This is a genomic window from Cellulomonas sp. P2_F12, assembly GCF_056403775.1.
Window position 1 is genome coordinate 653,032 of record NZ_JBFUEV010000002.1, and the last position, 13,736, is coordinate 666,767.

Annotated in this window: 9 protein-coding genes and 2 tRNA genes; 3 read left to right on the forward strand and 8 right to left on the reverse strand. The window is 72.5% G+C overall.

The window, feature by feature from the left end; translation table 11 throughout:
- Window positions 1-89: 89 nt before the first annotated feature.
- Window positions 90-2,600: a glycogen/starch/alpha-glucan phosphorylase gene (locus AC1DWH_RS07790; protein WP_477093174.1), complete on the reverse strand. Its 2,511-nt coding sequence runs from the start codon at window positions 2,598-2,600 to the stop codon at window positions 90-92.
- Window positions 2,601-2,732: 132 nt separating this feature from the next.
- On the opposite strand from AC1DWH_RS07790, the gene AC1DWH_RS07795 reads away from it, so the two are divergent.
- Window positions 2,733-3,128, forward strand: coding sequence for a hypothetical protein (locus AC1DWH_RS07795; RefSeq protein ID WP_477093175.1), 396 nt, complete (start codon window positions 2,733-2,735; stop codon window positions 3,126-3,128).
- Between the two features lie 3 nt (window positions 3,129-3,131).
- On the opposite strand, the gene lysX is transcribed toward AC1DWH_RS07795, so the two are convergent.
- Window positions 3,132-6,503 carry a bifunctional lysylphosphatidylglycerol synthetase/lysine--tRNA ligase LysX gene (gene lysX, locus AC1DWH_RS07800; protein WP_477093176.1) on the reverse strand — a complete coding sequence of 1,124 codons (3,372 nt, stop codon included), beginning with the start codon at window positions 6,501-6,503 and terminating at the stop codon, window positions 3,132-3,134.
- A gap of 186 nt (window positions 6,504-6,689) precedes the next feature.
- Between lysX and AC1DWH_RS07805 the strand changes: the two genes are divergently transcribed.
- Window positions 6,690-8,156 (forward strand): outer membrane protein assembly factor BamB family protein, encoded by a 1,467-nt coding sequence (locus AC1DWH_RS07805; protein ID WP_477093177.1) that lies wholly within the window; start codon window positions 6,690-6,692, stop codon window positions 8,154-8,156.
- 3 nt (window positions 8,157-8,159) lie between these two features.
- Here the strand turns inward: AC1DWH_RS07805 and AC1DWH_RS07810 are convergent, their stop codons facing one another.
- Together AC1DWH_RS07810 and AC1DWH_RS07815 are read right to left on the reverse strand one after the other, a co-directional pair.
- On the reverse strand, window positions 8,160-8,540 hold the full coding sequence (locus tag AC1DWH_RS07810) for a hypothetical protein (RefSeq protein WP_477093178.1): 381 nt from the start codon (window positions 8,538-8,540) through the stop codon (window positions 8,160-8,162).
- Window positions 8,541-8,667: 127 nt separating this feature from the next.
- Window positions 8,668-8,740 (reverse strand) — tRNA-Arg (locus AC1DWH_RS07815).
- 99 nt (window positions 8,741-8,839) lie between these two features.
- Between AC1DWH_RS07815 and AC1DWH_RS07820 the strand changes: the two genes are divergently transcribed.
- Window positions 8,840-10,069, forward strand: a complete 1,230-nt coding sequence (locus AC1DWH_RS07820) for a low temperature requirement protein A (protein ID WP_477093179.1) — start codon at window positions 8,840-8,842, stop codon at window positions 10,067-10,069.
- A 28-nt stretch (window positions 10,070-10,097) separates the two neighbouring features.
- Here the strand turns inward: AC1DWH_RS07820 and AC1DWH_RS07825 are convergent.
- The 4 genes from AC1DWH_RS07825 to AC1DWH_RS07840 all read right to left on the reverse strand — a co-directional run bounded on the left by AC1DWH_RS07825 (window position 10,098) and on the right by AC1DWH_RS07840 (window position 13,509).
- Window positions 10,098-10,186: transfer RNA gene (locus tag AC1DWH_RS07825), tRNA-Ser, on the reverse strand.
- Between the two features lie 99 nt (window positions 10,187-10,285).
- On the reverse strand, window positions 10,286-10,882 hold the full coding sequence (locus AC1DWH_RS07830; RefSeq protein ID WP_477093180.1) for a YdeI/OmpD-associated family protein: 597 nt from the start codon (window positions 10,880-10,882) through the stop codon (window positions 10,286-10,288).
- Between the two features lie 61 nt (window positions 10,883-10,943).
- Window positions 10,944-12,032, reverse strand: a complete 1,089-nt coding sequence (locus AC1DWH_RS07835) for a hypothetical protein (RefSeq protein WP_477093181.1) — start codon at window positions 12,030-12,032, stop codon at window positions 10,944-10,946.
- The gene (locus AC1DWH_RS07840; RefSeq protein WP_477093182.1) at window positions 12,025-13,509 is read right to left on the reverse strand and encodes an RNB domain-containing ribonuclease; all 1,485 of its coding nucleotides are present in this window, start codon (window positions 13,507-13,509) and stop codon (window positions 12,025-12,027) included. Before AC1DWH_RS07840 ends, AC1DWH_RS07835 begins: the two co-directional genes overlap by 8 nt.
- Window positions 13,510-13,736 lie beyond the last annotated feature (227 nt).

A 13,736-nucleotide genomic window follows, 5' to 3' on the forward strand; every position in this document is an offset into this window, starting at 1 on the left:
GGTCAGCGCTCCTTCCTGTGGTCGCGCTGCCCTTGCGTTCCGCTGCGGGCGGGAGCGCTGCGCGCCCCCACCCTTCGCTGCACTCCAGGTCAGCGCTCGGGCGGCACGGGTTCCGTGTGCCAGATGCGGTCGATGTAGTCGCGCATGCTGCGGTCGGACGAGAAGAAGCCGGACCGCGCGACGTTGAGCACGGCGGACCGGGTCCACGCGTCGGTGTCGGCGTACGCCGCGTCCACCCGGGCCTGGGCGTCGATGTACGCCTGGTAGTCGGCGAGCACGAGGAACCGGTCCTCCGAGAGCAGGTTGGAGACGATCGGCTCGAACGTCGTGCGGTCGCCGTCGGAGAACGCGCCGGACGCGATGAGGTCGAGCGCGTGCCGCAGCGAGCGGTTCTTCTCGTAGTAGGAGGTCGGGTGGTACCCGGCGTCCACGATCTCGGCGACCTCGGGCTCGAGCAGGCCGAACAGGAAGAAGTTGTCGTCGCCCACCAGCTCGCGGATCTCGACGTTCGCGCCGTCGTCGGTGCCGATGGTCAGGGCACCGTTGAGCGCGAACTTCATGTTGCCCGTGCCCGACGCCTCCTTGCCGGCCAGCGAGATCTGCTCCGACAGGTCCGCCGCGGGGATGAGCTTCTCCGCGAGCGTGACGTTGTAGTTGGCCGGGAACGCGACCGTGAGCCGGCCCTGCAGCGCGGGGTCGGCGTTGATGGTGCGGCCGACGGCGTTGATCAGGCCGATCGTCTGCTTGGCCATCTTGTAGCCGGGTGCCGCCTTGGCGCCGAACGCGAAGGTGCGCGGCGTGACGTCCTCGATCTTGAGGGCGCCGGACGTCACCTGGTCGTACAGCGTGACCACGTGCAGGAGCTTGAGGGTCTGCCGCTTGTACTCGTGCAGCCGCTTGACCATGACGTCGAGCATCGTGTCGGGGTCGATCGTGATGCCATCCCGCTCGGCCAGGACGTCGACCAGGCGCAGCTTGTTGGCCCGCTTGACCTCGCGGAACGCCCGTCGGAACTCGGCGTCGTCGGCCAGCGGCTCCAGCTCCTTGAGGCGCTCGAGGTCGGTGACCCACCCGTCGCCGATCGCGGCCGTGACCAGCTCGGAGAGCCCGGGGTTGGCCAGCCGGACGAACCGGCGGGGCGTGACGCCGTTGGTGACGTTGGTGAACTTGTCCGGGTAGTGGTCAGAGAAGTCGTGCAGCACCTTGTCCTTGAGCAGCTGCGAGTGCAGGGCCGCGACGCCGTTGACCTTCGCGCCGGCGACCGTGGCCAGGTACGCCATGCGGACGGCCCGCTCCGGGTACTCCGCGATGATCGACATGCGGCGCACGCGCAGCTCGTCGTCGGGGTAGGCCGTGCGCAGCTCGGCCATGAAGTCCTCGTTGATCTTGTAGATGATCTCGAGGTGCCGCGGCAGCAGCTTGCCCAGCAGGTCCACCGACCAGACCTCGAGCGCCTCGGGCAGCAGCGTGTGGCACGTGTAGGCGAAGCACTTCTGGGTCACCGCCCAGGCGTCCTCCCACTCCCACTTGCGCTCGTCGACCAGGATCCGCATGAGCTCGGGGATCGCGATGACCGGGTGGGTGTCGTTGAGCTGGAAGATGATGCGGTCGGGCAGGTTGCGCAGGTCGAAGTCCGGCGGCAGCACCTGGTCGATGAAGTCGCGGATCGAGCACGCGACGAAGAAGTACTGCTGCTGGAGGCGGAGCTCCTTGCCCTGCGGGGTCGAGTCCTCCGGGTAGAGGACCTTGGAGATGTTCTCCGCGAAGGTCTGCGCCCGGACGGCCTGCGCGTAGTCGCCGGCGTTGAAGATCTCGAGGTCGAACGCGCGGGTCGCCCGCGCGCTCCAGAGCCGCAGCGTGTTCACGCGGCCGTTCTCGTAGCCCGGGACCATGTAGTTGTACGGCACGCCGAGGACGCTCCAGCCCGGCACCCACGTGCTGCGCTCGACGCCGTCGTCGTCCACGTGCTTCTCGGTGTGCCCGCCGAAGTCGACGGTCACGGCCGACTCGGGGTGCGGGAACTCCCACGGCGAGCCCAGGGCGAGCCAGTTGTCGGGCTTCTCCACCTGCCAGCCGTCGACGAACGTCTGGCGGAAGATGCCGTACTCGTAGCGGATGCCGTAGCCGATGCACGGCACGTTCATCGTCGCGAGCGAGTCGATGAAGCACGCGGCCAGCCGGCCGAGGCCGCCGTTGCCCAGGCCGGGCTCGACCTCCGCCTCGCGCAGCTCCGCGAGGTCGATGCCCAGCGACGCCAGCCCCTCCTCGACGACACCCTCGAGGTCCGACGCCAGCAGCGCGTTGTCCAGCTGCCGGCCCAGCAGGAACTCGGCGGAGAGGTACGCCACCGACTTGGCCTGGATCTCGAACTGCCGCCGCAGCGTCGCGATCCAGCGCACCATCAGGTAGTGGCGGACCGTGCGCGCCATCGCCAGGTACTTGTCGTTGACCGAGGCCTTGGTCAGGTCCGTGCCCTGCCCGAAGTTGAGCTCCCTGAGGAACTCGCGGACGAATCCCTCCACGGTGTGCTCGGGGGTGGCGATGGGTGTCGTGTTGTCCGTCACCCGAGCCACGGTAGCGGGCGTGTGTGAACTGGTCATGACGTGGCGATCACTCGTAGCAAACGGACTGGTCACACGGCCGGAGGGGATTCCGCTCGTGGGGGCCGATCTCTATGGTGGCTCTCAGGGAGGACCCTCCCCGCTGCCGCCGACGAAGGAGCGCGTGCGCCCATGGTCGTCTTCCTCATCCGCGCGTTGATCTTCCTCGGCTCCGCCGCCCTCGGGCTGTGGATCGCCTCGCTGATCGTCGACGGGTTCTCGGTCAGCGCCGAGGGCTTCCTCATCGCGGTGATCGTCTTCGCGGCCCTGCAGAGCATCCTCACGCCGTGGTTCGTCGTGATGACGCGCAAGTACGCCAACGCGCTCACGGGCGCGGTCGGGCTCGTCTCGACGGTCGTGTCGCTCTGGATCGCGACGCTGGTCAGCAACTCCATCACGATCGACACGGGCACCGCCTGGGTGTTCGGCTCGCTCACCGTCTGGCTGGTGACCATGCTCGCCACGCTGGTCCTGCCGCTGATCTTCCTGCGCAACCGGATCGACAAGAACCGCGCCGCTACCGCCTGACCGTCAGCGGGACGGCTTCACCAGCGGGAAGAGGATCGTGTCGCGGATGCTCAGGCCCGTCAGGTTCATGACCAGGCGGTCGATGCCCATCCCCATGCCCCCGGTCGGGGGCATGGCGTACTCGAGCGCCGTGAGGAAGTCCTCGTCCACCTGCATGGCCTCGGGGTTGCCGGCCGCGGCGAGCAGGGACTGGGCGACGAGCCGGCGGCGCTGGTCCAGCGGGTCGATCAGCTCGGAGTAGGCGGTGCCCTGCTCGGAGGCGAAGATCACCAGGTCCCACTTCTCGGCCAGCCGTGGGTCCACGCGGTGCTGCCGGGTCAGCGGCGAGTTCTCCTTGGGGAAGTCGGTGTAGAAGACGGGCGTCGTCGTCGTGCTCTCGCAGAGCTCGCCGTAGATCTCCTCGAGCACGACGGCCCAGCTGGCGTCCGGTTCGAGCTCGAGGCCGATCGCCTCGGCGTGCCGGTTCAGCACCTCGACGGGGGTGTCCGCCGTGATCTGGTCGCCCAGCTTCTCCGACACGGCCTCGCAGATGGTCTTGACGGGCCACGTGCCGGACAGGTCGTACTCGGTGACGGTGCCGTCCGCGTCGGTCCGGCGGGCGACCGGCGAGCCGTACACCGCTGTCGCGGCCTCCTGGATGATCTCCTGGGTCAGCACCCGCATGGTGTCGTAGTCGCCGTACGTCTCGTAGAGCTCCAGCGACGTGAACTCCGGGTTGTGCTTGAAGTCGACGCCCTCGTTACGGAACTGGCGCCCGATCTCGAACACCTTCTCCATCCCGCCCACGACCAGCCGCTTGAGGTGCAGCTCCGTGGCGATGCGCAGGTAGAGGTCCATGTCGTAGGCGTTGATGTGCGTCTCGAACGGCCGGGCGTTGGCGCCGCCGTGGATGAGCTGCAGCATCGGCGTCTCGACCTCGGTGAAGCCCCTGGCGTGCAACGAGTCGCGGACGCTGCGCACGACGGTCGCCCGCGTGTACGCGATGTCGCGGGCGGAGGGCCGCACGATCAGGTCGACGTAGCGGGCGCGGATGCGGGCCTCGGGGTCCGTCAGTCCCTTGTGCTTGTCGGGCAGCGGCCGCAAGGCCTTGCTGGTGAGCTGCAGCGACGTGGCGCGGACCGAGAGCTCCCCGCGGCGCGTCGTGACGACCTCGCCGGTGACGCCGATGTGGTCGCCCAGGTCGACGTCGTGCCGCCACAGCTCGAGGTCCTCGGCGTCGACGAAGTCCGCGCCCACCATGACCTGGAGGTCGCCGCTGCCGTCCCGCAGCGTGCCGAAGCCCAGCTTCCCGCCGTCGCGCTTGCGGATGAGCCGGCCGACGACGGACACGGTGCGCCCGGTCGACGTGTCGGGCGCGAGCTCGCCGGCCTCCGTGCGGACCAGCGCCAGCGTGTGGGTCCGGGGGTAGCCCACCGGGTAGGGGTCGATGCCGCGCTCGCGCAGCCGGTCCACCTTGGCGCGCCGCACGCGCTGCTGCTCGGGGAGCCGGTGCGCCGACATCGCCTCCTCGAGGGCGTCGGGCGCCGCGGGGATCTGCGCCTCGACCTGCGCGGCGTACTCCTTGCCCGCCCGGTCCAGGGCCTCCGCGTCGGTCGAATGACCACCCCGCCGGTTCAGCCGGTGCAGCGACGGGCGCGTGAGGAACCCCTCGGCGCTGCCCGTCGCCGTCCCGACGCGCGGCAGGTCTGACGCGTACTCGAAGCAGATGAACCGCGGCTGCCACTCCGGCTGGTACTTCGCGTTCGAGCGGTAGAGCGACTCCAGCTGCCAGTTGCGGCTGGCCAGCACCAGCGACTGCCGCCAGAGGCGGGCGATCGGGCCGGCGCCGACCTCGGCACCGCGCTCGAACGCCTCCCGGAACATCGCGAAGTTCAGCGACACCCGGCCCGCCCCGAACGCGGTCGCGCGGTCGGCCAACGACGAGACCATGAGCTCGACCAGGCCGTTGTCGGCGGCCGGGTCGCGCCGCATCAGGTCGAGCGAGACGCCCGTGCGACCCCACGGCACGAAGCTGAGGAACGCGCGCAGCACCCCGTCGCCGTCGTGCGCCTCGACCAGCACGCAGTCGCCGTCGAGCTGGTCGCCGAGCCGACCGAGGGCCATCGAGAAGCCCCGCTCGTCGCCGCCGTCGCCGCGCCACTGCGCCGCCGCACGGTCGAGCGCGGCGAAGTGCTCGGCGTCGATCGACTCGTGCTTGGTCACGCGCGTGGTGTACCCGCGCCGCTGCAGACGCGTGACGGACTGCCGCACGGCCTTCATCCCCGGGCCGGTCAGCGAGAAGGTCCGCATGTCGAGGATGGCCTCGTCGCCGATCTCCCACGCGGTCAGCCCGGCCTCGGTGTACGCCAGCGCACCGGCCGAGCCCGCGCCCATGACGGCGAGCGACCACCCGTTGGTCCGGGCCTGGATCCGCCACTGGTCGATCGCCGCCGCCCAGTACTGCGGGTCGCCCACCGGGTTGCCGCTGGCCAGGCTGACGGAGCCGACGACCCGGTACGAGACCCCCGCGCGGGCGGTCGCGGCCGCCCCTGACTCCCACACGACCGACTTGTCGCGGCGCGTGGCGAAGTACCCGAGCGAGTCCTCCGACCCGAACTCCCTCAGCAGGGTCCGGACCCTCGCCTCGTCGGCGGCGTCGAGCGTGTGCGTGTACGCGGGCGAGCGGAACAGCAGCACGGTCGACCAGATGACCGTCACCAGGGCCAGCAGGTTGATGACGACGCGCACCCACAGCGGTGCGGTCGCGTTGCTGGCGTCGTCCACCGTGCCCAGGTCGCCGAGCATGCTGTCCCAGACGAACTGGGCCGACGACCCGGCCGTCGTGGGATGGCCGAAGCGCGCCACGAGCCACGAGCCGACGAGCAGCACGACGACGCCGCCGCCGAGGAACGCCGCGAGCGCCCGCAGGAAGCTGCCCCTGACGGCCTTCGCGCCGAACTGGCGACGCGACCGCAGGAGCACGACGAAGACGACGCCGATCAGCGCGAAGCCGATCAGGTTGACGGGCGAGCCCCCGTCGGCCAGCCGGACGATCCGACCGACCTGCGGCAGCACGACCCACCAGATCAGCAGGATCCACCACGCCGCCCGCATCCGGCGGTGCAGCGCGATGCCCACGCTCGCCAGCAGCGCGGCGTAGACGATGTTGGGGATCAGCGGGATCGTCAGCATCGAGACGACGTCGTCCGGGCGCGAGAAGTAGTCCCGCCACGGCGGCACCGCGGCCACGACCAGCGCGAAGCCGCTCGCCAGGAACATCGCGGCCGCGAACCGGTCGGGCCACCGGTCGTCGAGGCGTCCCGAGTCGCCCACCGTGGGGCGCCGGTCGGCCGGTGCAGCCGGTCCCGCGTCCGCCTTCGTCGCGACGTCGGCCATGTCCCCTCGCCTTCCGAGGGCGGCCCGCGCCGCGTGCTCGTCGTCCCCTCACCCTGGCGGGTGGGCTCCGGCGGCGCCGGTCAGCCTGCGAGGAACATAACTGCGCCGCGGGCGGCCGCGCCAGGTCTGTCCGGGTTCATTCCGAACGCCCTGCCGGCGGCGCGATCGCGTGGGTACTGTCGCCGGATGGCGCGGGGCGGCGGTATGCAGGAGGTCGAGCTCCGCAGCGCCGACGACGCCCCGGACGAGCCCCCGGTCCGCGTGTCCCACCGGGGCCGACGGTGGATCGTGGCCGTCGCCGCGGCCGGCGTCGTGGCGCTCGCCGTGACCCAGGGGGTCGCCTCGTCCCGCGAACGGGCCGCGCTGGCGCGGCTTGCCCAGGTGCCCGGCGTGCTCGCGCCCGTCGACGCGACGCTGAGCCCCGGTCGCGGGGTCCCCGCGAACGACCCCGGCGAGCTGTTCGGTGACCTCGGCGGTTCGCTGGACGTCGGCGACGACGGTGCGCAGACCTTCACGTGGGGCGGCGCGCGCGGGTGGACGGTCCCCCTGCTGGGCCCCACGCCTGCGCTCGCCGACGCGGCCGACCACGCGATGAGCGGGAGCTCGTGCCAGAGCGACGAGGCGCCGGGGGCCGAGGTGAGCACCGCCGAGCACGTCGTCTGCCTGGTCACGGACGGCGGCTACCTCGTCGACGGCGGCAGCGGCGTCGACCACGTCCCGGCGACCGTCCACCGCGTGCTCGTCCTGTCCGCCGCCGACGGGACGGTCGACGCCGACTGGCCCGTCGACCGCGGCGACGCGCTGGCGCTGATGCCCGCGGGCGTCGTCGTGCTCGGGTCGAGCAGCGCCCAGGGAACCGCGGTCGTCGCGTACGACGAGCTGACGGGCACCGAGCGCTGGAGGCAGGAGGACCCGCTGCCCGACGGGTACGGCTGGTCGGACGACGACCTGCCGAGCCTCGGGCTCTTCCGCGTCGGCGACCTGCTCGCGTACACCTCGCCGAGCCGGCTGCTCGTGCTCCTGTCCGCGACGGGAGAGACGGTGCGCGACCTGGCGGCCGAGGACGCCACCTTCGCCGGCTGGATGACCGACAGCGACGGCCGGATCGTCCTGCGGTCGCAGACCGCCGACGGCGGCATCCGGTCGACGTTCGTCGCGGCCGACGGGGACCCGGACCACGACGTGACCGTCGACGGCGAGGGCCTGTCCGTCACCGTCGACGACGGCAGCCTGCCCGGCCTCCTGCTGACCTCGGGCGACGCACTGGACGCGTGGGACGCGCGCACCGGCGAGGCGCGGTGGTCGTACGACACCTCGGTCGTCACGGGCGCCCTCGTCGTGCGCGGGCGCGTGTACTTCCTTGGGAGCACAGGCATCGTCGCGGTCGACGGGCGCACGGGCGAGCTGCTCTGGACGGCCCCGTACGACGAGGACCTCGTCGCGACCACGCTGCTCACCGACGGGCGTCACCTGCTCGTCCCGACCGAGGCCACGTCCGCCGATGCCACCTCGGCGCTCGTGGCTTACGACCTGGTCGACGGCCACGTGGACTTCAGGGCCGGCTACCCGCCCGGCATCGCCGACCTCGGCCCGGCCCGCCGCGCGATCGTCGGGCACGACGAGAAGACCGACGAGCTCGTGGTGCTCGACTGACGGTCAGTCGCGGTACCGGGCGTTGAAGCCGCCCTCGCCCTGGGTCGCCACGTCGATCGTCGCGCGCGGCGGGGGCGTGTAGCGCAGGTGACCGCACCTCCTGCATCGCCACGTCCTGTCCTCTGCCCCGGCGAGCAGGACGTACGGGTGGTCGAGAGGCAGCTCGCACAGCCACCACGCCCCGGGAGGCGCGTGGTCCGGCGTCCGGTCGCGCAGCGCCGCGATCAGGTTGACCAGCTCGATCACCGCCACGACCCCCAGCAGCAACGTCGCGAGCACCGCGCCGACGACACCCCCGAACGTCGACGGGATGACCAGCACCACCACACCGACGAGCGCGAGGACCAGCACCACCGAGCGGAAGATCAGCTGCCTGCGTCGCACGGCACACCCCCGGACCGTCGCCCCGACGGCGACCTCGGTCTCGTGGGACCGATGCTCCTCCTGCCGGCGTGCCGGGGGAAGCACGAAGGCGCGGTGCTGGTGAGCACCGCGCCTTCATCGTGAGAAGTGCGCCCGAAGGGACTCGAACCCCCAACCTTCTGATCCGTAGTCAGATGCTCTATCCATTGAGCTACGGGCGCATGGCCCCGCAGGGCCGCAGACGACGATACAGGCCAGGGGCCCGCAGGCCCAAACCGGATGAGCGTGACCCGAAACACGCTCGTGGCAGGATCGCGCGCATGACGACGACCGCCCGACTCGGCACCGGCGGCGGTCGGTGGGGCATGCGCGCGGACGTCCTGCGGCACGGCGACGGGCACGACGGCAGCCGCGTCGGGTACGTCGAGCTGTTCTTCGACCTGGTGTTCGTGTTCGCGGTGACGCAGCTGTCGCACAGCCTCATCTCGCACCCCGACCTGACCACGCTGCTGCACACGGTGGTGCTCGGGTGGGCGGTGTGGTGGCTCTGGATCGACACCACGTGGGTGACCAACTGGCTCGACCCGGACAAGGTGCCGGTCCGCGCGATGCTGCTGGTGCTCATGCTGCTGGGCCTGCTCATGTCGAGCGCGATCCCGGAGGCGTTCGAGTCCAAGGCCCTGCTGTTCGCGGTCCCGTTCGTCGCGATCCAGCTGGGTCGGACGATGTTCACCACGTGGGCGATGGGGCGGCACTGGCCGGAGAACGCCCTGAACTTCGTGCGGATCACGGTGTGGCTGGCCGTGTCCGGGGCCTTCTGGATCGGCGGCGCCCTGGCCGACGAGCACACGCGGATCGTGCTCTGGGTGATTGCGGCGCTCATCGACGTGGCCGGACCGCGCGCCCTGTTCTGGGTGCCGTTCATGGGGCCGACGGACCCGACCACCTGGGCCGTGCGGGGCTCGCACATGGCCGAGCGGGTGTCGCTGTTCCTCATCATCAGCCTGGGCGAGTCGATCATCGTCACCGGCAGCGCGTTCGCGGAGCTGGAGCTGTCGGCGACGACGCTGCTGGCGTTCCTCGCGGCCTTCGTGAGCACGGTGCTGATGTGGCTGCTCTTCTTCGACCGGTCCGAGCAGTCGGCGACCGCCTACTTCTCCCGGCAGGCCGCGCCCGGGATGGTGGCGCAGACCGCGTACACGTATGTCCCGTTCCTGCTCATCGTCGGCATCGTGCTCACCGCCGTGGCCGACGAGCTGGTCCTGCAGCACCCGACCGGCCACACCGACACGTGGACCGCCGGGCTGATCTGCGGGGCGGCCGCCGTCTACCTGCTGGGGAACGCGTTCTTCCGACGAGCGACCGGGGGCCGGTGGTCCGCGCCGCACCTGGTCGGCGTCGTCGTGGTGCTGGCCGCGTTCCTGCTGCGGGACGTGCTCTCGCCGCTGGGGCTGAACTGGCTGTCGAACGGGGTGATGCTCGCCGTGATCGTCGGCGACGTGGTGCTCGGGCGGCGCCGGGTCCGCACACAGCAACAGCCCGAACCCTGAGGGGTTCGAGCTGTTCTGACAACGAGAGCGGAGACGGTGGGATTTGAACCCACGGAAGGCTTACGCCTTCACGACCTTAGCAGGGTCGCGCACTAGACCGGGCTATGCGACGTCTCCAGGACCAGCACAGGGTACCCGTGCCGGTGGCTGACCTCCAAAGCGGCCTCTGACCTGCGGGGGCGCAGCTTCCGTCCGGCTTGTCGGGGCACGGGAGCGTCACGCCTTCGGGACCCACTGGTTCGCCCGACGGCCCTCCGACGCGAGCCGCGCCGTCTCGTCGAGACGCGCGCCTCGCGTCGCCTCGCGCTTGGCGTGCACGATCCAGTCGAGGATCGCGCGCCGCGCGGACGGCGGGAACGCGTCGAACTGCTCCCGCGAGCCCGGGTAGCGGTCGAACGCGGCGGCCAGGTCGTCCGGCACGACCAGGTTCTCGACGTCGTCGAGCAGGGTCCATGAGCCGTCCGCCTTCGCGGCGTCGATGAGTGCGCGCCCCGCCGGGGTCATCCGCCCGTCGGCCTCGAGCCGCAGGACCCGCTCCTTGTTGGTCCGCGCCCAGCCGCTGCCCGACTTGCGCCGCGTGAACCACAGCATCGAGCGCTCGTCGTCGAGCTTGCGGCCCGACGAGTCGATCCAGCCGACGCAGAGCGCCTCCTCGACCGCCGTCTCGTACCCCACGGACGGACGGCCCGTCTGCGACTTCCACGACACCAGCCAGGCGCCGGGTACCTCGGCGTGGTGGGCCAGCAGCCAGGCTCGCCACTCCTCGGCCGTCTCGGCGTGCACCCGCGGGGCGTCGTCCCTGCTCCCGACCATCCGTGTCCTCCCTCGACCTGATCGCCCATCGTCGCGCCCGCGGCGGACAGGTCCTGACCTCTTAAGCGTCCTTGTCGACGACGGCGTCGCGGGCGGCGGCCGCCGCGTCGCGCGCGCGCTCGGCGCGGTGGAGCTCGCGCTCCGTCGTCGAGACCTCGCGGTCGTCGTGCCGCAGGTTCTGCTGGGCGAGCCCGACCTCCCGGTCGGCGGCGGTGGCGGCCTTGCCGGCGGCGGCGAGCCGTCGACGCGCCTCGGCCAGCTCGCGGACCAGGTCGTCCTCCTCCTCGTGCGCTCGGGTGGCCGCCTCCTCGGTACGCGCGACCTGCGCGGCGCTGTCGTCGCGGGTGGCGACGGCGGCGTCGTGCCTCTCCCGCGCCTCCCGCGCGGCCCGGTCGGCCTTCTCCCACGCGGCCCGGGCCTCGTCCCGCGCGCGCTGCTCGCGCTCCTCGCGGCGCTGGCGTCGCTCGCGCTCGGCGCGGGTCTCGCCGGTCTCCTCCGGCTCGGCCGGCTCGTCGTCGGTCGCCGCTCGCGTGGGCCGGGACGCGCCGGAGCCGCCGACGACGGTCAGGCGCGGCGGGGCCTTCGGAGCGGCCGCCCGGGGCGCCGAGCCCGCAGCGGAGGTCGAGCCGGACGTCGTGGTCCGCGACGCCCCCGTCGTCACCGACCCGCCGCCCGCGCTGCCGAACCCCGAGTACTCGCGGGCAGCCGTGAGCCGGCCGGAGAGCACCTCGTGCGCGACTCCCGGGTCGGCCAGGGCGGCGGTCAGCGTGGCGTCGAGCTCCTGCGTGACGGCGTCGCCGATCTTCTGGCCGGTCGGCTGGGCCAGGCGCCGGGCCCGCGCCACCAAGGAGCGGACCAGCTGGCGGCGCTGCGTCGACAGCTCGCGCAGCGCGGGGCCGTCGAGCGACTTCTCCGCCTCGCGCAGCCCCTCGCCCAGGGCGACGATCTGGCCCGCGAGCGCGGCGTCGTCGCGGACCAGCAGGTTGACCAGCCAGGCCGAGACCGTGGGCTTGCGCAGCGCTCCGATCGCCGCGGCCAGGTCCTTGTCGCCGCCGGCCTTCGCGGCCTTCACCGCGGCCGTCCGGTTCGGGATGAACTCGGCGGGGCTTCCCGCGTAGAGCTCGTCGGCGACCTCGTCGAGCTCACTCATCGTGCGGTCGCGGCGTCTCGAGCTCGAAGCGGACCTTGCGCTCGCGGACCGACGCCTCGACCAGCCGCACGCGGACGTCCTCGCCGAGCGGCAGTCCGGCCCCCTCGATGCGTCCGCGCACCGCGGGGTCCCGCAGCTGCACGACGCCGGCGTCACGATCCGCGCGGACGTCGACGATCGCGCCGTCGAAGACCTCCCCCACGCGTCCGGTCAGCAGGGCCGCCTCCACCAGGTCGATGCAGCCGCGCTCGAACTCCGCCGCGTGCTTGTCCCCGCTGGCCATGAGGCCGGGCAGCTCGGGCAGGGCGTCCCGCACCCACGCGGGGACGGGAGTGCCGGCGCTCAGGGCCAGGCACGTCTCGCCGACGAACCGGTCGACCAGCCGTCGCAGCGGCGCGGTCGTGTGGGCGTACGGGGCGGCGATCGCGGCGTGCATCGTGAACGCGGGCAGCTCGCCGTCGAACGCCACGTACGCGGCACCGCGCAGCAGCGAGGTCGCGTCGGTCAGCAACGCCGCGTGGGCGGGGTTGGCGGCGTCGAGGTCGCGGATGACGTCGGCCGGGGTGGCGCCGTCGGGCCAGGGGACGCCGAGGGCGTGGGCCGAGAGGCGGAGGCGCTCGACGTCGCGCGGGTCGGCGTCGGGCAGGGTGCGCAGGATCCCCACGCGGCCGTCCAGCATCAACCGCGCGGCGCACATGCCGGTGAGCAGCGAGATCTGCGCGTTCCACTCCTCGACCGGCAGGGTCGCCCGGCTGCCGAGGGTCCAGACTCCGTCGGCCCCCTGCTCGACCACCTGCTCCGGGGTGGGCAGCGTGATCCCGCCGCGGGCGCGCTCGGCGGCCTCCCGCAGCAGCCCCACCTCCCGCAGCAGCTGCAGCGGCTCGTCCGCCGAGCCGTCGTCCAGGGCCGCCTGCACCCCCGCGTACGTCAGCTGCTCGCGGCTGCGTACAGAGGCGCGGACGACGGTCGTGGCGACGGGCGCGCCGGCCGCGTCGAGGTCGATCGTCCACAGCAGCGCCGGCGCGACCTGACCCGGCAGCAGGCTGGCCGCGCCCTCGGACAGGCTCGGCGGGTGCAGCGGGGTCCGGCCGTCGGGGGCGTACAGGGTCTCGACGCGCTCGCGCGCCTCGTCGTCGATCGCGCCGCCCGGGCGTACCCACGCGGCCACGTCGGCGATCGCGTACTGCACGCGGAAGCCGTCGCCCAGGCGGGCGATGTGGACGGCCTGGTCCAGGTCCTTCGAGCCCTCGGGGTCGATGGTGACGAAGGGGACCTCGGTGGCATCGACCGCCCCGGGGGCCGCCGGCCCGCTGCGCACGACGTCCGCCGCCTCCGCGAGCACGTCGGGCGGGAAGTCGGCCGGGACGCCCAGCTCGCGCCGCAGGTCGTCGAGACCCCGCCGGACGAGGACGTCGACGGCCTCCCCCTGCGCCTCCTGCGGCGGGCGGGCGTGCAGCTGGACGTGACGTCGGGGCACGCCGCGAGCCTAGGCGGGCGACGTCGCCGACGCCCACCAGAAAGCGCTGCGCGGGGAGCGCCACGTCCTCGCGCGCCACCCCACGATCGCAGGCCGGGAGAAGGCCGCGCGGGTCGGTCGCACCCGCTCCGGGCCTCGCCGCGCTCGTCGGCGCGGGCACCGGACGACGCGTCCCGGCACCGGCGTGCGAGGTATGGGAGCGCTGTCACCGTTGGACCGCAAATGTC